Origin of the sequence: Mesorhizobium sp. WSM4904, from assembly GCF_029674545.1 — a bacterium.
Lineage (GTDB): Bacteria > Pseudomonadota > Alphaproteobacteria > Rhizobiales > Rhizobiaceae > Mesorhizobium.
This window is the reverse complement of the sequence record NZ_CP121354.1, coordinates 3,785,252-3,802,600: the sequence shown is the minus strand read 5'-3', so window position 1 is coordinate 3,802,600 and position 17,349 is coordinate 3,785,252. Positions and strand designations below refer to the sequence as shown.

At 63.2% G+C, this 17,349-nt stretch carries 16 protein-coding genes and 2 tRNA genes; 6 read left to right on the top strand and 12 right to left on the bottom strand.

All coding sequences use genetic code 11. The features are described 5' to 3' along the window. Nucleotides 1–36: 36 nt before the first annotated feature. The 7 genes from QAZ47_RS18100 to QAZ47_RS18070 form a co-directional block, all read right to left on the bottom strand. Nucleotides 37–2,820, bottom strand: coding sequence for a valine--tRNA ligase (locus QAZ47_RS18100; protein ID WP_278230267.1), 2,784 nt, complete (start codon nucleotides 2,818–2,820; stop codon nucleotides 37–39). Nucleotides 2,821–2,998: 178 nt separating this feature from the next. Then, nucleotides 2,999–3,817 (bottom strand): PopZ family protein, encoded by an 819-nt coding sequence (locus QAZ47_RS18095; protein WP_278207875.1) that lies wholly within the window; start codon nucleotides 3,815–3,817, stop codon nucleotides 2,999–3,001. A gap of 237 nt (nucleotides 3,818–4,054) precedes the next feature. Then, complete coding sequence (locus tag QAZ47_RS18090) at nucleotides 4,055–5,437, bottom strand: TolC family outer membrane protein (RefSeq protein ID WP_278073014.1); 1,383 nt, start codon at nucleotides 5,435–5,437, stop codon at nucleotides 4,055–4,057. 185 nt (nucleotides 5,438–5,622) lie between these two features. Next, nucleotides 5,623–6,297 (bottom strand): protein-L-isoaspartate O-methyltransferase, encoded by a 675-nt coding sequence (locus QAZ47_RS18085; RefSeq protein ID WP_278202092.1) that lies wholly within the window; start codon nucleotides 6,295–6,297, stop codon nucleotides 5,623–5,625. 125 nt (nucleotides 6,298–6,422) lie between these two features. Next, a tRNA-Cys gene (locus QAZ47_RS18080) sits at nucleotides 6,423–6,496 on the bottom strand. A gap of 175 nt (nucleotides 6,497–6,671) precedes the next feature. Further along, complete coding sequence (locus QAZ47_RS18075) at nucleotides 6,672–6,932, bottom strand: hypothetical protein (protein ID WP_278230266.1); 261 nt, start codon at nucleotides 6,930–6,932, stop codon at nucleotides 6,672–6,674. Then, entirely contained in the window at nucleotides 6,919–7,125 is a 207-nt protein-coding gene (locus tag QAZ47_RS18070; RefSeq protein ID WP_278230265.1) for a hypothetical protein, read from the bottom strand. Before QAZ47_RS18070 ends, QAZ47_RS18075 begins: the two co-directional genes overlap by 14 nt. 14 nt (nucleotides 7,126–7,139) lie before the next feature. Between QAZ47_RS18070 and QAZ47_RS18065 the strand changes: the two genes are divergently transcribed. Then, nucleotides 7,140–7,214 (top strand) — tRNA-Asn (locus tag QAZ47_RS18065). Between the two features lie 606 nt (nucleotides 7,215–7,820). Here the strand turns inward: QAZ47_RS18065 and QAZ47_RS18060 are convergent. After that, nucleotides 7,821–8,144 carry a hypothetical protein gene (locus tag QAZ47_RS18060; RefSeq protein ID WP_278230264.1) on the bottom strand — a complete coding sequence of 108 codons (324 nt, stop codon included), beginning with the start codon at nucleotides 8,142–8,144 and terminating at the stop codon, nucleotides 7,821–7,823. Nucleotides 8,145–10,106: 1,962 nt separating this feature from the next. Here QAZ47_RS18060 and QAZ47_RS18055 point away from each other — a divergent pair. Then, nucleotides 10,107–11,840: a hypothetical protein gene (locus tag QAZ47_RS18055; protein ID WP_278230263.1), complete on the top strand. Its 1,734-nt coding sequence runs from the start codon at nucleotides 10,107–10,109 to the stop codon at nucleotides 11,838–11,840. A gap of 101 nt (nucleotides 11,841–11,941) precedes the next feature. On the opposite strand, the gene QAZ47_RS18050 is transcribed toward QAZ47_RS18055, so the two are convergent. After that, nucleotides 11,942–12,556 carry a hypothetical protein gene (locus QAZ47_RS18050; RefSeq protein WP_278202087.1) on the bottom strand — a complete coding sequence of 205 codons (615 nt, stop codon included), beginning with the start codon at nucleotides 12,554–12,556 and terminating at the stop codon, nucleotides 11,942–11,944. Nucleotides 12,557–12,850: 294 nt separating this feature from the next. Here QAZ47_RS18050 and QAZ47_RS18045 point away from each other — a divergent pair, with 294 nt between their 5' ends. Further along, nucleotides 12,851–13,282, top strand: a complete 432-nt coding sequence (locus QAZ47_RS18045) for a cupin domain-containing protein (RefSeq protein WP_278230262.1) — start codon at nucleotides 12,851–12,853, stop codon at nucleotides 13,280–13,282. Between the two features lie 64 nt (nucleotides 13,283–13,346). On the opposite strand, the gene QAZ47_RS18040 is transcribed toward QAZ47_RS18045, so the two are convergent. Further along, nucleotides 13,347–13,802: a carboxymuconolactone decarboxylase family protein gene (locus tag QAZ47_RS18040; protein WP_278230261.1), complete on the bottom strand. Its 456-nt coding sequence runs from the start codon at nucleotides 13,800–13,802 to the stop codon at nucleotides 13,347–13,349. Nucleotides 13,803–13,908: 106 nt separating this feature from the next. Beyond that, nucleotides 13,909–14,340, bottom strand: a complete 432-nt coding sequence (locus QAZ47_RS18035) for an SRPBCC domain-containing protein (RefSeq protein WP_278230260.1) — start codon at nucleotides 14,338–14,340, stop codon at nucleotides 13,909–13,911. Between the two features lie 307 nt (nucleotides 14,341–14,647). Here QAZ47_RS18035 and QAZ47_RS18030 point away from each other — a divergent pair, with 307 nt between their 5' ends. Together QAZ47_RS18030 and QAZ47_RS18025 are read left to right on the top strand one after the other, a co-directional pair. Further along, nucleotides 14,648–15,409 (top strand): copper homeostasis protein CutC, encoded by a 762-nt coding sequence (locus tag QAZ47_RS18030; protein ID WP_278230259.1) that lies wholly within the window; start codon nucleotides 14,648–14,650, stop codon nucleotides 15,407–15,409. 14 nt (nucleotides 15,410–15,423) lie between these two features. Then, nucleotides 15,424–15,921, top strand: a complete 498-nt coding sequence (locus QAZ47_RS18025) for a GNAT family N-acetyltransferase (RefSeq protein ID WP_278233820.1) — start codon at nucleotides 15,424–15,426, stop codon at nucleotides 15,919–15,921. Nucleotides 15,922–15,970: 49 nt separating this feature from the next. Here the strand turns inward: QAZ47_RS18025 and QAZ47_RS18020 are convergent, their stop codons facing one another. Next, nucleotides 15,971–16,636, bottom strand: a complete 666-nt coding sequence (locus QAZ47_RS18020; protein ID WP_278230258.1) for a class I SAM-dependent methyltransferase — start codon at nucleotides 16,634–16,636, stop codon at nucleotides 15,971–15,973. A 197-nt stretch (nucleotides 16,637–16,833) separates the two neighbouring features. Between QAZ47_RS18020 and QAZ47_RS18015 the strand changes: the two genes are divergently transcribed. Continuing rightward, nucleotides 16,834–17,322, top strand: a complete 489-nt coding sequence (locus QAZ47_RS18015) for an SRPBCC family protein (protein ID WP_278230257.1) — start codon at nucleotides 16,834–16,836, stop codon at nucleotides 17,320–17,322. The last annotated feature ends 27 nt before the right edge of the window (nucleotides 17,323–17,349 follow it).

Below are 17,349 nucleotides of genomic sequence, written 5' to 3'. Positions count from 1 at the left end.
GGGAAAGCGGCCTTCCGGCGGGGCGAATCTTCGCCCTCAGCCGGCGTCGCGAACCCTGGTCAGGGCGACCGAAAGCTTCTCTTGCGCCTCGCGATATTCGGCCAGCTTTTCACGCTCGGCCTCGACCACCTCTTCGGGCGCGTTGGCGACGAACTTCTCGTTCGAGAGCTTCTTGTGCAGGCGAGCGATCTCCTCGGTCACCTTGGCCAGTTCCTTCTGCAGGCGCGCAGCCTCGGCCGCAAGATCGATCAGGCTGCCGAGCGGCAGGCAGACGGTCGCTTCGTTGAGGACGATCTGGGCCGAGCCCTTGGGCGGCGTTTCCGCCAGCGATATGCTGCCGACGCGGGCCAGACGTTTGATTGCCTGATCATGGCGTTCGAGCCTCTCGCGCGTCGTTGCGTTGGCGCCGATCACCGCCAAGGGCGCGATCGCCGCCGGCGGCACGTTCATTTCCGAGCGCACCGAGCGTATGCCGGAAACGAGGTCGACCAGCCAGTTGATGTCGGCGGCCGCGTCGTCATCCTCGAAATCGGGCGACGGCCAGGTGGCATGGCAAAGCAGCGACTCCCGCTCCTTGCCCTCGCCCGCCGTCTGCGCCCAGAGCTCCTCGGTCATGAACGGCATCATCGGATGGAGCAGCTTGTAGATCTCGTCCAGCACGAACGCGACGCAGGCCCGGCTTTCCGCCTTGGCGGCTTCGTCCGTGCCCATGAACACCGGCTTCAGCAACTCCAGATACCAGTCACAGAACAGGTTCCAGACGAAGCGGTAAGCGGCGCCCGCCGCCTCGTTGAAGCGGTATGAGGTGATGCCCTCGGTGATCGCGCGCGCCGCCCGCGTCAGCTCGGTCAGGATCCAGCGGTTGACCGCGAGCTTGGCATCGTTCAGCCATAAGTCGTCGTTCCTGGCGACCTCGTTCATTTCGGCGAAGCGTGTCGCGTTCCAGAGCTTGGTGCCGAAATTGCGGTAGCCGGCGATGCGCGCCGGGTCGAGCTTCACGTCGCGTCCCTGCGCCGCCATTACGGTCAAGGTGAAGCGCAGCGCATCGGCGCCATACTCGTCGATCAGGTCGAGCGGGTCGATGACGTTGCCTTTCGACTTCGACATCTTCTGCCCGTTCTTGTCACGCACCAGCGCATGGACATAGACCGTGTGGAACGGTTCCTCGTCCATGAAGTGCAGGCCCATCATCATCATGCGGGCCACCCAGAAGAAGATGATGTCGAATCCGGTCACCAGCACGTCGGTCTGGTAGTAGGTCTTGAGCTCCGGCGTCTGGTCGGGCCAGCCGAGTGTGGAGAACGGCCACAGCGCCGAGGAGAACCAGGTGTCGAGAACATCCTCGTCACGCGTCAGTATCTCGCCCGGCTGGAAATTCTCCAGTCTGTCCTCGACCCAGGCCTTCCACGGCCCTTCCAGCGCCAGATAGTATTCGATCGCCGCGGCTAAAGCCTCCTCCTCGGTTTTCTCGACGAAGACGCGACCGTCAGGCCCGTACCAGGCCGGTATCTGGTGACCCCACCACAGCTGCCGCGAGATGCACCAGGGCTGGATGTTCTCCATCCAGTCGAAATAGGTCTTCTCCCAGTTCTTGGGCACGAAATTGGTCCGGCCCTCGCGCACCGAGGCGATCGCCGGCTTGGCGAGCTCGGCCGCGTTCACGTACCACTGGTCGGTCAGGAACGGTTCGATCGGCACGCCGCCGCGGTCGCCATGCGGCACCGTGTGGCGATGCGGCTCGACCTTGTCGAGGAAGCCGCCCGCTTCCATCAGTTCGACGATCTTCTTGCGTGCGGCGAAGCGGTCCAGCCCGTCTAGCTCATCCCAGACGGCCTGCCGCTCCGGCGTCACTTCAAGACCAGCGAGGAAGTCCTCGTTATCCTTGAGCTTGACGGCGGCATCGACGGTCAGGATGTTGATCGCCGGCAGCTTGTGGCGCTTGCCGACCTCGAAGTCGTTGAAGTCGTGCGCGGGCGTGATCTTGACCGCGCCTGAGCCTTTCTCCGGATCCGAATATTCATCGGCGACGATGGGGATGCGCCGGCCAACGATCGGCAGGATGACGTTCTTGCCGACCAGATCGCGAAACCGCTCGTCATCGGGATGCACGGCCACAGCGGTATCGCCGAGCATGGTTTCGGGGCGGGTCGTCGCGACCGTGATGAAGGTCTTCGGGTTCGCGGGGTCGAACACCGCCCCCTCGACCGGATAGCGGAAGTGCCAGAGATTGCCGTTGACCTCGTGCTGCTCGACCTCGAGGTCGGAAATGGCCGTCAACAGCTTCGGATCCCAGTTCACAAGGCGCTTGTCCTTGTAGATCAGCCCTTCCTTGTAGAGGGTGACGAAGACCTCCAGAACCGCCTTGGACAGGCCCTCGTCCATAGTGAAGCGCTCCCGGCTCCAGTCGGCCGAGGCGCCGAGCCGCTTCAGCTGGTTGAAGATCGCGCCGCCGGATTCGGCCTTCCACTCCCAGACTTTTTCGATGAACTCCTCGCGCGTCAGATCGCGGCGATGGATCTGCCTTTCCATCAGCTGGCGCTCGACCACCATCTGCGTGGCGATACCGGCATGGTCCATGCCGGGCTGCCAAAGCACGTTCTTGCCGCGCATGCGCTCGAAGCGCACCAGTATGTCCTGCAGCGTGTTGTTGAGCGCATGGCCCATATGCAGCGAGCCGGTGACGTTCGGCGGCGGGATGACGATGGTGAAGGCTTCCGCCTCTTCCTCCGCGCCGGCGCCGGCGCGAAACGCGTCGGCCTCTTCCCAGATTTTGGCGATCTTCGGCTCGACGGTCTTGGCGTCGTAGGTTTTATCAAGCATGGAGGAAGTCCGAACTGTCGGTAACAAGCGTCCGGTGTAAATCGGAAGCTCTTGGCCGAGTCAACCGCGAGAAGGATAGGCCTGCCTCGCCCAGATAGGCTTGCCGCGATCGACGGCAATCCCGCAGCCGCATTTCCCGCCCGATGGCGGCGCCTTTACCTCGAACGGCCGGGCGAAATCACTGCGCGCCGCGCGCCACGCGCTCGATTTCCTCGCGCACGAGCCGTTCGACCAGCGTCGGCAGATTGTTGTCGAGCCAATCCTGCAGCATCGGCCGCAGCATCTCCTCGGCCATCTCGTCGAAAGTCTTCTTGCTGCGGCTGGCGAAGGCGTCGGAAAGCTCGCCGAATGCCGCCGCGACCTGACGGCCCGCATGCTCGGACAGGATCGCCGGCCGCGCCGGCGGCAAGTCGGTCGAGGACAGCCCGGAAACCTTGCCGGGCGCTGCGGTTTCGACCGTTGGCGCGGCAACATCCTCCTCATCGATCTCGACTTCGGGTGCCACTCCCGGAGGACGGGTTGCCACCTTCGCCTTGACGGAGCTTCCACCAACGGCAGCGATCTCGCGCCGCCAGTCGGCGACGATGGTATCGGCGCTTTGCGGTAAGCTCGCCGCCGCCCCCGCAACCGCCGGCGTGTCGGGCTCGGCGGCGATCCTGGCCCCGACTTCCGCCAGGGTTGTGGGTGCAGATGCGGTCTTCATCGGCTCGGAGCGCGTCTCGGCGCGCGCGGCCGCCGGATCGGACGCCGCAAGCTGGGCTTGAATCTCCGCAAGACTCACCGGCTTCCGGGGAGCGGATTCCGCGTTCAGCTCTGAACGGAAGGCGTCAACCTCGGCGGCCGGTGCCGCCGGCGTGGGCTGGAGGTCCTGGCGCACGTCACCGCCCTCGGCCGCCGGTTGCTTGCGGCCGGTGTCGCTGTCCTCGATGATCCTTCGGATGGAAGCGAGAATCTCTTCCATGGAAGGTTCGCGCTGTGCGCTGCTTGCCGTCGCCATCGTCACATCCGCCGCCCTTGTGACCCATTGCAGATTTCCATTCCGGCCGGCCGGAATTCGAATCAATGGCGACAGCGTAACCGACCGATCGTCATCCGAGAATCCCCAATCTGGGGAGACATTGGATTTCAACAGATTAGCCGCCTCCGACGTCAGCAGCCGACTGGTTGGCTTTCAGATGCAAAAACGCCGCGCATCCATCGGATACGCGGCGCTTTTGGAAGCTTACAGGAAGGATCAGCGGCCGTCCGGCGTGCGCAGCCCAATCCACTTGTCCTTGACGGCGTTGTAATGCTCTTCCGGCTTGTACTTGGTGACCGCCAGACCGAGCCGGTCGACCGACAGGCGGCCGATCGCCGACAGGATCGCATAGCTCGCCACCACCACGTCGTGCTCGGAACTCGCCTGATTGATCTTGGCCGTGATCACCGCATTCTGCGCGTTGAGCACGTCGAGCGTGGTGCGCTGGCCGACATTGCGCTCCTCGATGACGCCGTTGAGCGCCAGTTGCGCGGCGGCGATCACCTGCCGGTTGGCGTCGACATTTTCGCGGGCGGCGGTGTACTGCGTCCACGCCGACGCCACGGCCTGGCGCACCTGGTCGCGGCTGACGTCGACTTCGATGCGCGCTTGGCTGAGCGATTCCTTGTTCTGCCGCACGATCGCCGAGGTCCGGCCGCCGGAATAGATCGGAATGGTCAGCGTGGCGCCGATATTGGCGGACGTCGAGCTACCGTTGGGGTTGGTGAGGGAGGTGGGAACGGTGTGGCTGTAGTTGTCCGAAATGCCCGCGGAAGCCGAGACCTGCGGCAGCAGCGCGCCTTCCGCCGATTTCACCGAAAACGCCGCGGCGTCGACGAGATGTTCGGTGGCAAGGATGGCCGGATGCTCGGCAGCGGCGATGGTGAAGGCCGAATCGATGCTTCCCGGCAATAGCTTGCCAAGCGGCGCGGCAGCCTTGAGCTTGCCCGGCTCGTCGCCGACGATCTGGTGATAGGTCGCGGCACTGGCCAGAGCCGTGGCGCGGGCGCTGGCGAGCTGCGCCACCGCCGTCGCCCGCGAAGCGTCGGCCTGGGCGACGTCGGTGCGGGTTCCCTCGCCGACCTCGAAGCGCGACCGTGCGGCGCGCGCCTGCTCGGTCAGGAATTGCAGGTTCTGCTCGGTCAGCACCGCGATCTGGCGATCGCGGATCACGTCCATATAGGCGCTTGCCGCGTTGAACAGGATGTTCTCTTCGGTGTTGCGCAAGCTCTCGACCGAAGCCTTCACCTGCGATTCGGCGGCGGCGACGTTGTTCTTGGTCTGAAAGCCGTCGAACAGCAGCTGGTTGATTTGAATGCCGAAGCTGCCGGTCGTTATTCTCCTGCTGGAACCAAATCCGTGCGTATTGGTGTAATCGATGCTGCCGGAACCGGTGACGGTCGGCCGGTAGCCCGACTTGGCGATGGCCACGCCTTCATCGGTGACGCGCACGCCGGCGCGGGCGGAATTCAGCTGGGAGTTGTATTGATAGGCCTTGGCGAGCGCGCCGGTGATGGTTTCTGCCGATGCGGCCAATGGCGAAAGCGCTGTCGCCGAAACGAGCATGGCTGTTAGAAAAGTCTTGCGTAGGGGCGGCACGTATTATCCCTCATTCGTTTTGCATGGGAACCACGCCACGCAGCCTCTCCTTATGGATCAGCCCGCGTCGCGTTGTTATCGTTCCCCCGCTGACCGCCCCCCGAAAATCCCCGGTCAGGCAAATCAGCAACGATTGTTCAGGCGCAAGCGATCATGACAGCGCCTTCGCCGCAAGGCAAAAACGCTTAAAATTCGAACGCATGGATACGTTCGAACCCCGGTAGTGGCTTAATTGCCGCATTGAAGGCGCGTCTTCCGGTTACAACCCCCCCAGCCTTGAAAAATAGCCGGGCCACGCCAGAGTTGCCCCGCCCTTCGACCACAACCAGCCGTCCATCCTCCGCGAGCTGGTCGAGCAATGCCGCCGGCACCTCCTCGACGCTGCCACCGACGAAGATGGCGTCATAGGGCGCCTTGGCGGCATGACCTTGCGGCAACGGCCCGGTCACCACCGTCACGTTCTGGCAACCAAGTATCGAAAGTGTCGACTTCGCGGCTTCCGCCAGCGCCGGATCGCTCTCCAATGCAACCACCGATTTCGCGATTCGGGAAAGCAGGGCGGCCGAATAGCCCGTGCCGCAGCCGACATCGAGCACGCTATCGCTGTCGCTGATCTCAGCCAGCTGCAGCAGCTTGGCGAGTGGCGACGGTTCCATCAGGTAGCGGGCGCTGCCGCCATTGACGCCGTCGGAAATACGGATGTCCTCGTCGATATAGGCCAGATCGCGTTGGCTGGCACTGACAAAGACTTCGCGCGGCACGGAGAGCATCGCTTCGATCAGCGGCGCGCTGGTCACGTCGGTGGTGCGGATCTGGCCATCGACCATCCTCACGCGGCGTTCGGAGAAATCAGCGTTCATGTCCCAACCAACCCGCTTTCCGCGCCAATTCACCACCCGCGCCCGATCCAATTCCCAGGTAAAGTCCGCGAGCCAATTCGACCGGAACCTGACGCTCCGGCGCGACGGCGCCGGAGTCCGGGCATTGGAGGCCTCGCCCGGAATCGAACCGGGGTGCAAGGATTTGCAGTCCTCTGCGTAACCACTCCGCCACGAGGCCTTCCATGCTCCCGGCGTTCCGAGCGAACTCATTATGTTGGCGGTGGAAGGTCGTCAAGCACCGGCAGGTCATTCCCGGCGCTTTCCATGCGTCATCGCAGACAAGTGGTTGCCGATCGCTTGCGGCCGACCTCGGCAGCGTCGCCGGAGCTTGATGGCGGCCTCCTGGCAGGCTCTCAATCAGGCCGGCGGCGGCGTTCCCACCAGACGACGAAGCGCCGCCTGTGGCGACGCACCAGCGTGAATTCGTAGGATAGGACCAACAGGCCCAGCGGAATCATCCAGAAACCGAGAATCGGCAGAAAGCCCAGAATCCCGCCGACGGTGAGCAGCACGCCGATCGCGATCCGCAGTCCGCGCGAGCGCGGCATCGCGAACTCGCGGCCCAAGACCGTGATCTTCCGCGCCGGTGCATTGTCGTCGTCAGTTGCCGTCATTCAAAACCAGATCCATCTGCGTCATCGGTACCAAAGGCAACAACCGGCCGCTTTGTTCCGCGCCAGTGTGAAGCCGTTCATATGTGGGCACGCCGAAACGATGCCACAAATGGCCGCACGAAAAACTGGAGAAAAATTGCGAATTGCTGCTTTGCAAAGCCGAAAGGTGTTTGCTATAGGCTGCGCCACTCACATCAGAGCCTCCGTTCCCCGGTAGCTCAGTGGTAGAGCAACCGGCTGTTAACCGGTTGGTCGCTGGTTCGAATCCGGCCCGGGGAGCCAACATTTCATCGATAACTTTGCTGGGAAAGCCGATCCTGCCGCTCTGCCGGCACGGTCACTCTTGGACGACAATGTGGGCTACATCGCATTAGCCTGAACTTCGCTTGCAACCCATTTATCATCTTCCCTGGCCCCTTATCATGTTCCCGGGCCTCGGCGAATTTTGCCTCCGCGGCCGGAAGCTCGGCCGCGAGCCACGGCAACTCCGGATTTTTCCGATGCTGACGGAGCGGCAATGGATGTCGGGATCGCCGCAAGCGCGCTGATGGCCGTCTGGCCATATTGTGTTGTGCTGGCCGAGAGGCATCGTCCGTATGGATGCGTCCCGGCCGTTCTTTGGATGTGTTCCGGTCACATTAGCGACAACGTATAGAAGGAACTCGCCGGGCGAGACCCCAACTCCCTCAAGCCCGGCGAGCCTACTACCTGACCAGAGTACGCGATCAGGACCGGGATCAACCGGCAAGCCTTGCTGTGCAAGACAGATGCCAGGAATCTGTTCTGAAATGAGACGAGTGACCCTGCGTCAGGACTCAGCTATGGCTGCGCGTGCGCACTCCCTGGCCGGCGCCAGCGTTTCAGGCAACCTCCACTGACAGGCGCCGGTCATTTTTCGGCAGAGGTCTCTGGACGACCTGCTTCTCTCTTCCTCTCCAGTTCCAATAGGATGCTGAATACTGACGCAAAGGCCCCCGCATTGTTCGAGTCCTTGCTCCGCAGGTGGAAGTACGGCAGAGCGAATGCCAAAATCATCGTGACGATGGTCGCCCCTGTCATGTGGCTGCTGCCGACAAGCCAGCAAAAAATCGCGACCACGCCACCGGCTATCGTCGCCCCAAACGCACCTGCCAGCAAAGGATTGTATCTAGGCGGCGGCGCTACCGAGTCTGCCCAGCGCTTGGCCTCTAGGTAAATGCGCAGCGGATCCATACGACACTCCCCGAAGTCGGCGAGTCTTAGCAATTTCTGATGAACCGGCTAAGGGCCATACGTGGCATTCGACCCTGCGACCGACGTCCCTGCCCGCTGATATCACGGTGGGACATTGGTCCGTGATGTCGCCGGAAATCGTTCCTTCGTTCGACTGCAAGCGTGGCACGGTTCTTGCGGTCGTAATTTCAGGCACGCCGGGAATTTAGGCACTGTTCCATATCAACACCGGCGTGTGCGAGGTTGGGACAATGACGAAGCGTAAGGTTCTGTTTGGCCTTCCCGCAGCATTTTTGGCCACGGCCCTCGGGATAGCCTTCTTTTCGTCCGAGACCGCATGGAGACTTGTGACAGCGATCCAATCCCATTCAGTCTTTTGTTCGAGCGGTCCTTCGCTCGCGACCGTATCGGCGTCGCGGATTTTGCCGCCATGTCCGCCGGCCGTCACAAGGTCATAGGGGGCGTTCGATGTGGACCTTGATCGCTCGGTTGGTATCGGCCTTTCGCGAATTCGTTGCACCAAGCTACCGACCAGAACTTTACTACATGCGCGGCCCCGGGCCGGCCTCCGCGCGCCGCGCAATCTCGCGCTGAGCGCGTGCTGGCCGCCGCTGTCCAACGGCGCCGAAGCCGCATTTGTCTCGTGGTCCGCAACCGGGTCACGTTAGGAGGCGTGCCTTCCGCGATCGCACCATACCCTTTCGAGGTAAGTTAGCCGATTTGCATATGCGGCGGACCTAATAGGCCGCCAGGCCGGCGCACTTCAGGCAATCTCCCCAACGAGAGGCGCCGGCCACCCTTCCGAGTGTTTCGTTTCTGGACCAAAATGCTGGCACCTGTCTTGCATCGAAGAGATTGCCGGTGCTCCTCCCATCGGTCCTGATCGGGGGATCAGGAAGTAACCTCTCGCCGGGCTTGAGGTATTGGGGTCCCTCGCCCGGCGAGTCTTTCTTTCAGCACATGGCGCCGACGAGGAACTGAAGACGCCATAGGGAGAGATAGGACTCAGTCCCGCCGTGAAGAGCAGGCACCATGGCCGTTTCGCATGGCCGAAGTGCTGCCGAGATGGTTGACCGCCGGGGTCCGTGACCTAGCTTACCCTCACGATGGACCGTCCAGACTCCGAAATGGCGGAATGGCACGCACCGTGGGAGAACTCTCGGGACATTGAGGATGGCGAGGCGCGGGCCGGCCTTTCGGAGTTCTGCACGTCCTCGGCCGCCGACAATCGGCGGTCACGGCGTTTCTGGTTTCGTTTCAGGCAAGAATCATCCGCGCGGGCATCTGTCGGCGCACGTCCTATGCTGCGCGATGCAATGACAAATTCGCGCAGCACTGGGAGCCCGAAGCAGCGACAGCTTCGAGGGCAGGCAGAAGCTTTAGGCAGCACCAAGGCGAGGACGCACACAAAGCCTCACGAGATTAAATTACACCGAAGACCGCACAGGCACTGCGATGTCAAATCATCTTGCCGGAATTTACGCAGATAACACGGATCTCGCCCTCCTGGGCGGGATGACGATATTTGTCTTGATAGGCGTCTGTCTCGTACTCCGGCGCATCCTCATCGCTATGCGACGGCACGCGATACCAAATGCGTACCTGAGCGAAAGCAGGATTACTCCCCTCGATGAGGCTTCTTGGGCTTGGGACCGCCCGGCCGACCTTGCAGCCAAGCCTGCTTCGTCCCAGGCTGCCGTGCCCCCGGCCCCTGATGGCAGACCTCAGGATGATCTCGACGATCGGCAGTCCGGGTTGCGAAACGAGTATTTCGATTTCGACACGACGTCCGAGGCAGGCGAGAGCCCGCCTGGGGTGCAGCCCAATGCTTTCGCTTCGGCGACCAGCTTCGCTATGGCCTCGCCTCCCCGCGTTCACAGGCCAACGAGTGTCGCGTTACGCCTGGGTGTTGCCGCAATCTGTCTGGCCGTGCCGCTCGGTTACGCGATGACGAGACAAAACTTGGTCGAGAACGTCCCCATCATTTCGCAGGTCCTGGACCATCCCGATCCTTCGCGCCCCGTCGAGCTTCCGGCAAATGCTGCGTCAGGTGTGCATGAACCAGCCCAGGAAGATGGGCGCACGAATGTCGAATTGCCTGGACCGGATCCTACGGCCGCCAAGGCGCAAGTCGAGGCGGCTCTTGCTCAGGCATCCGCTGCGAGGGAATTGGCCAGCCAGGAGCACCAAGCTGCGGAAGAAGAGCGTGCCAGGAGCGCCTCTCTGCAGAGCGCGCTCTCCGAGTCGCGCAAGCAGATCGACGCGCTGAGGACAAGCATGGCAGCCGCCGGCAAAGCCAGCGAGGAGCGTTTGCGCAACGAACTCGCGGCAGCCCACACGCTCGACGCATTGCGGCGAATTGCGCAAGACGCCCGCGCGCTGGCGGGCCAGACCCTCAACTACGCATTCATACAGATGCCCGCTGCTCGCCTGGAGCGTCAGCAAACCGAACGGATGGCGCGAGACCTATCGCAAGCGCGGGCGCAAATTGAACAGCTTGAGGCCAAGGCCGCCCAGGATCGCGCCAAGGCCGAGGCTTCGCTGGCGCAAGCGAGCGGAATGCTTGACGAGGAACGCCGGAAATCGAAGGACCTTCGTGGCGACATCGCCGCAATGGAGCTGTCCAAGGCCGCGGTCGCGGACACGGCCGAGCGGGAACGGACCGGTGCAGCCACAACGCGGGAGCAGGTTGAGCAGACCGCGGTCGAGACGGCGCAGGCCCTGGCACGGGAACAGGCTGCAACAGCTTCGATCCGCGAGGATCTCAACAAAGCTCGCGTCGAGCGCGACGCGGCTGACCAGGAGCGAGCCAAGGCGGTCTCGGCAACAGAGCGTGTCGAGCAGACCGCGGCCGAGACGGCGCAGGCCCTGGCACGGGAACAGGCTGCAACGGCTTCGATCCGCAAGGATCTCAACGAAGCTCGCGTCGAGCGCGACGCGGCTGACCAGGAGCGAGCCAAGGCTGTCTCAGCAACAGAGCGTGCCGAGCAGACCGCGGCCGAGGCGGCGCGGGTCCTGGCACGAGAACGCGCTTCAGCAGCCTCGACCCAGAAGGACCTCGACAAAGCCCGCATCGAGCGCGATGCAGCTGTACAAGAACGAGCCAGGGCCGTCTCGGCAACAGAGCGTGCCGAGCAGACCGCGGCCGAGGCGGCGCGGGTCCTGGCACGAGAACGCGCTTCAGCAGCCTCGACCCAGAAGGACCTCGACAAAACCCGCATCGAGCGCGATGCAGCTGTACAAGAACGAGCCAGGGCCGTCTCGGCGAGAGAGCATGCCGAGCAGACTGCAACCGAGACGGCGCAGGCTCTGGGGCGAGAACGCGCTTCGGCAGTTTCGGCCCAGGAGGACCTCGACAAAGCCCGCCTCGAGCGCGACGCAGCCCGAGACCTTTTGGGGCAGGCAGCCATCAGGCTCAAGGAGGCTCTGGAAAACCAACGTGAAGCGACTGTTTCTCTCGCCCGCGAGCTGGCCGCAGTGCGCGCGGATAATGACAAGCTCAGGGCCGAAAGCCGCGAAGCACAGATTGATCCGCCGCTGAAGCCGCGCTCTGGCCGCGCATCGGCCGGCGCAGGCAAGGTAAAGGCTGTCAGCCAGAAGACTGCGCGCAACAAAGTTCGCAATTCGCGGGTGATCCGCGTGCGTTCTATCACGCTTCCGTTTTCCCTCCGGCCGAGCCGCCCGACGTTGGACTGAGTTCCAGACGACTTCACGGGCCCACGGTAAAGGCTCTGGTCTTTGCCGCGCCCCTCTCGCAACACGGCGAAGGCAGGGAAAGGCCACGACGTGGCCGTACGCTATGTCAGGCCGATCACGTTGCCTTTAGCGTTCAATTCGCATCCGATCGCCGCCTGACGCGTCTCGACGTTGCCGTCGCGCACATAGTCGATGCTGACCTGAATCGGGGCCGACATCTTAGTCCGGCTTAACCGATGTATGGAACCTGCGCTGCTGACGCCCACACTGATCGCGCCAAATGAGGCGGCGGCCTGCACGACCGCGTCATGGCAGGCGCGAACGACGCTATCCGGGACGCCCGGCAGCACTTCGATTGGATGAACCGCTGGTGGAACAATGCCGCCTTCGGCAGGCTGCAAGGCGAGCGGAAGGTCGAGCGAATGTCCGCCGCCTGCGGGCGGGTCGGCAGTGGCGGCTGGAGTTGACGGTGCTGCCGCCGTTGTAGTGGTGCTGATCCCGTCATCGTTCGGCGGCGGATCGTTCGACAACGGGTCGCTAATGTCGCCGACGGGATCGCCGGCAGGTCCTTTGTGCGGGCCGCCGTTGCCGCCTTCGTCATGATTGCCGCCATCGCCTTGATGGTCGCCAGCGTCATGCCCTCCGCCGCGCGGGCCGCCGGCTGCTGGCCCCGCGCAAGCCATCGCGATCGAGCAAGCGAATGCGAAATATGCCAAGCTGGATCGAGGGAATCGACGCACGGGAGCCTCCAAAGTTGCGTCGGCCCGGCCGTCCTTCCGCGACAAGCGGTCAGAACGTCGCAAACCGTCGCTGCCCCCAAGCAATCCGCGACTACGGCGCCCACGGAATAATTAGGGGATGAATCCGGTGTATCAAGAACCTGGCGCGTGGCGATGGCCGGCACCGTTCAAGGATCGCCAGCAGGGCTTGGGCACGATCTGATCATGCCGCCTCCCACTTGCGCGCGGATGAGGCCTGCGCGATTCTGCCGACCATTTTGGGAGGAAATCGTGCGCAATGTCCTGGCATCGGCGCTGCTCCTGGCAGCAGCGCTTTCTTCGGGCACCGCCAACGCGCTGGACAGTTCCGGCACACCTGTCGTGGTGACGCCGCTGGCGTCCAAGACGACGACCGCTTCCGGCCAGCCAATCACGCTGCCGCAGAAGAATGTCGATGTTCAGGTTTCAGCCTATCAGATCGCGCCCGGCGCGACGCTCCCGGTCCACAAGCACCCCTTCCCGCGTTACGCCTATGTCGAGGCAGGCACGCTCAAGGTCACCAATGTCGAGACCGGCAGCAGCAACACCTACAAGACCGGCGATTTCATCGTCGAGATGATCGGGCAATGGCACCAGGCCACCAATATCGGCACCGATCCGGTGAAGCTCCTGGTGATCGACCAGGTCGAACAAGGCGCCAAGAATACGATCTTGAAGCAGTAGCCAGGCAACGGCTCGGCTGTCCGCGGTCGGGCGCCGCCCCAAGGCGGACGCCCGATCATCCATGTCAGCCCCAGGCGCCCACCGGCTGCCGGGTCGGCGCGTTCAGGCGGTTGAAGGCGTTGATCAGCGCGATCTGGATCACCAGCGCGGCAAGCGCCTTGTCGTCATAGTGGCGAGCTGCCTCGTCCCAGACGTCGTCGGGCACGGCGTCCGAGCGGTCGGCCAATCGCGTCGCGGCCTCCGTCAGCGCCAGGGCGGCGCGCTCCGCGCCGGTGAAGTAGGGCGTTTCCCGCCAAGCGGATACGGCAAAGATCCGCTCGTCCTTCTCGCCGGCCTTCTTGAGCTCGCGCGCGTGCATGTCGACGCAGACGCTGCAGGCGTTGATCTGGCTGGCGCGCAGGTGGATGAGCTTGCGTGTCACATGGGGCAGCTCGGCGGCTTCGGTCGATTTGTCCAGCGCCAGCAGCGCCTGCAGGGCGCCGGGGATGAGCATCACCGGGTTCTTCAATCTGGCTTCCATAGTCCATCTCCTTTGGACGTGTCTTTACAAGCCCTGGAATGCGCTACATCAGGGTTCAGGTCTGGTTTGCTGTTGCGCGCCTTCGGCAGGCGCAACGCCGGAAATGTCAGCCCTGCCCAGCCGCGACTTGCTCGAGCCGCTCCAGGATGCGTGGCCAACCGCTTCCCATGCCTTTGTAGCCGGGCTCGTCTTGCGGCCTGAAACCGGATTGCTCCATCCGCACCCGCGTGGACGGCCCCTCGGGCGTCAGTGACCAAGTCACAATGGTCTTCAAGCCGCTGTCGGACTCACTTCCGTCGCCCCAGCTGTAGACGAGCAGACGCGGTGGCGAGACCTTCAGCACCACGCAGTTGACCACGCCTGACCAGCCGGGCACCGGCTTCGCGCTGAAAGTGAAATGGTGGCCTTCAATGGGTTCAAAATCGTTCTCCATCAGCCACTCGGCGACCAGGTGCGGAGACGTCAGCGCGCGCCACACCTTGTCGACCGCGTGCGGAAGGAGCCGCTCGACAAGGATCGATTTGGTCTCGGTTGCCATCGTTCTTTCTCCGATGTCATTCACTGCATCCTCCTTGTCCGGTTTCTCCAACAATGTCTCAAGAGCCAAGACATGCCGCTGCCAGGCTGTTGCAGGGATCTCTGGCCGGGCTCAAAGCTCTCCTTCGCGGATTCGCCCACCCGATCAATAACCTGTCAGCTATGGATTTATTTATAACCATAGAGTTATTGATGTCAACGGTCTTTGGACGCCTGGACGTGACATGCTCCAGTGCTGGACCGATCGATGCGCCTTTCGCCGCAATCACCCCAATGCTAGGGCTGCGCTCTCTCTTCAACATGGATGGATGCCGGTGACCGACGCCCCAAAACCCCTGATCGAAATCTGCGTCGAAGGCATTGACGGGCTGCTTGCCGCGCAGGCCGCCGGCGCCGACCGGGTCGAACTCTGCGCCAGCCTCGTGGAAGGCGGCATAACACCGAGCCTCGGCACGGTGCGCGCCGCGCTCGAACGCGCGACCATCCCATTCCATGTCATCGTGCGTCCGCGCGGCGGCGATTTTCTCTATAGCGAGGCCGAATACCGGTCGATGCTCGCCGATGTTGAAGCCCTGCGCGACCTTGGCGTGGCGGGCGTCGTCGTTGGCTGCCTGACCGCCGACGGCGCCATCGACGAGGCGCGCATGAGCGAACTGGTGCGCGCCGCCGCCCCGCTCAACGTCACCTGCCATCGCGCCTTCGACATGACGCGTGATCCGGCCGAGGCACTCGAAGCGCTGATCCGCTGCAAGGTCGGCCGTGTGCTGACCAGCGGCCAGCGCGATACGGCGCTGGAAGGCGTCACCCTGCTGGCGCGGCTCGTTCGCCAGGCCGGCGAACGCATCATCATCCTCGGTTGCGGCGCGCTGGCGCCCGACAACATAGGTGAAGTCGGCAAACGAACCGGGTTGCGAGAAATGCATTTCGCCGCTCTCGCCGACGTGCCGAGCGCCATGCGCTACCGCAATCCGCATGTCGGCATGGGCGGCAACGATCTCGATCGCGAATACCGCAATACGGTGACCGACGAGGCCCTGGTGGCGGCGACGATCGCGGCCGCGAGGGCCTGATGCCGGAACTGACTATGTCGAAGGATAGGCCGCCGATCGAACGCGTCTCACCCGCCGACGAGGCGGCCATTCTCGTTCTCAACAACGAGCATGCCGCCGAATTGTCCTGGCTGGAGCCGGACCGGTTGTCGTTCCTGATCGGACAGGCATTCTACACGCGCCGCATCGGCGCGCTCGAAGCTTTCATCATGTGCTTCGATCAGGACGCCCGCTACGACAGCCCGAATTTTGTGTGGTTCCGCGAGCGCTATCCGCGCTTCGTCTATGTCGACCGAGTGGTGGTCGCCGCCGAAGCGCGCGGCCGCGGCCATGCAAGCCGCCTCTACGAGGATCTGTTCGAGCATGTCCGGCGCGCCGGCCACACGATCGTCACCTGCGAGGTCAATGCCGATCCGCCGAACCCTGCCTCGGATGCCTTCCACGCCGCGCTCGGCTTCACAGAGGTGGGCGATGCCGTGATCCATGGTGGCAAGAAGTCGGTGCGCTACTACGCCAAACCCGTCACCAGCTAGGGCAATTTCAGGAAACTGCAGTAGCGATTCCGCGAAAAGCTGAACCGCTCTACAGACTTTCACGCGCGAACTCGATGCGCCACCGTCCAAAGCCGTCCGCGAAGGGGAAATGTTCCTGTCTCACGATAGTGATTCCGGGCTTGCTGAATATGCCGATCTCGGCTTCGGTCAGCGGCCAAGGCGGACCTGCGTTCATGTCGCCGCAGGGGGACATCGAGGTGGCGATAACGATCAGCCTGCCGCCCGGAGCGAGGAGGCTCACAACGGCAGCGATTGCCTGGGCGCGTAGCGGGCGCGGCAGAGACTGCACGGTGAGGCACTCGACGACGAGATCGAAGCGGCCGACCCACTGAGCCGGCAGGGCGAGGAGATCGGCCTTGGCATAGTCGACCCTCGAATTCGGAAAACGCCGCCGCACAGCCGAGACAGCGGTGGCGGCAACCTCGAAGGCAGTGGTGTCATAGCCGACAGAGGCGATGAACTCTGAATCCTGGCCAGTGCCAAAACCGACGACGACGGCGCGCTTGCCATGGCCATCGCTGCTGGCCAACCATTCGGCAAGCAATGCATTGGGGGCTGCCCGCTCCCATGGCACCTGTGCCTCGCCGGCTTCCGCGGCGCGATAGAGCTCCTCAAACCAGCCGGTCGGATCGTCGTTGGCGAGCGATCGGGCAGCCAATTGACGGGAGACTTCGTCGGGATCAGGCTTGCTCATGCGGGTTCTTGAAGTGCATTGGGGCGAGTAAATCAACTAGGGCATTTTGCAGCCAAATCTAATCGAAACAAAACAGTCGGAGTGAGTTTTTCGATTTCAAAAGAACGGAAAACGCTCCCTGGCAGCGAGAGGCGCTAGCACGATAAAACAGTCGCCGCTAATGTAAGCGGTTTTTCGCCACAAGGGGGGCGACCGTCATGCCGAGCAACGTCTTCCGTTTCGACGAGAGCTGGGACATCCCGGAAGGGACGCCGCAGGAAGTGTGGGACGTTTTGTCCGACGCCGAATTGCTACCGCTCTGGTGGGGCGATGCCTACAAGGAAGTCGAGCCGCTGGACAAAAGAGGCAAGGGCGTCGTCGGATCGCGGGCGAGAGCCAGGGCGCGAGGCGCCCTGCCCTACGAGCTGAACTTCATCATCGAGGCCGCCGAGCTCGAGCCGGGCAGGCTGGTAGTGGTGAAGACCTTCGGCGATTTCGATGGCCTGTGGCGGGCCGAACTGTCGCCGTCCGGAACCGGCACGCATGTGAAGCTCACTTGGCAGGTTATCGTGGAAAGGCCGATCCTCAAACTCCTCGCGCCCCTGCTCAGGCCGGCCTTTGCCTGGAACCACCGCTGGACCACTCCGCGCGGCGAAGCCGGCCTTCGCCGCTATCTCGCCGCGCGGAAGACCGGCAAGGCGGCTTGACCTGGAGCATGATCCCGAAAGGAACGA

Bases quoted from the DNA above. Each gene is read 5' to 3' on its own strand.
- QAZ47_RS18100 (WP_278230267.1), bottom strand. From the start codon at position 2,820: ATGCTTGATAAAACCTACGACGCCAAGACCGTCGAGCCGAAGATCGCC.
- QAZ47_RS18095 (WP_278207875.1), bottom strand. From the start codon at position 3,817: ATGGCGACGGCAAGCAGCGCACAGCGCGAACCTTCCATGGAAGAGATT.
- QAZ47_RS18085 (WP_278202092.1), bottom strand. From the start codon at position 6,297: ATGAACGCTGATTTCTCCGAACGCCGCGTGAGGATGGTCGATGGCCAG.
- QAZ47_RS18075 (WP_278230266.1), bottom strand. From the start codon at position 6,932: ATGACGGCAACTGACGACGACAATGCACCGGCGCGGAAGATCACGGTC.
- QAZ47_RS18060 (WP_278230264.1), bottom strand. From the start codon at position 8,144: ATGGATCCGCTGCGCATTTACCTAGAGGCCAAGCGCTGGGCAGACTCG.
- QAZ47_RS18040 (WP_278230261.1), bottom strand. From the start codon at position 13,802: ATGGAAGCCAGATTGAAGAACCCGGTGATGCTCATCCCCGGCGCCCTG.
- QAZ47_RS18035 (WP_278230260.1), bottom strand. From the start codon at position 14,340: ATGGCAACCGAGACCAAATCGATCCTTGTCGAGCGGCTCCTTCCGCAC.
- QAZ47_RS18030 (WP_278230259.1), top strand. From the start codon at position 14,648: ATGCCGGTGACCGACGCCCCAAAACCCCTGATCGAAATCTGCGTCGAA.
- QAZ47_RS18025 (WP_278233820.1), top strand. From the start codon at position 15,424: ATGTCGAAGGATAGGCCGCCGATCGAACGCGTCTCACCCGCCGACGAG.
- QAZ47_RS18020 (WP_278230258.1), bottom strand. From the start codon at position 16,636: ATGAGCAAGCCTGATCCCGACGAAGTCTCCCGTCAATTGGCTGCCCGA.
- QAZ47_RS18015 (WP_278230257.1), top strand. From the start codon at position 16,834: ATGCCGAGCAACGTCTTCCGTTTCGACGAGAGCTGGGACATCCCGGAA.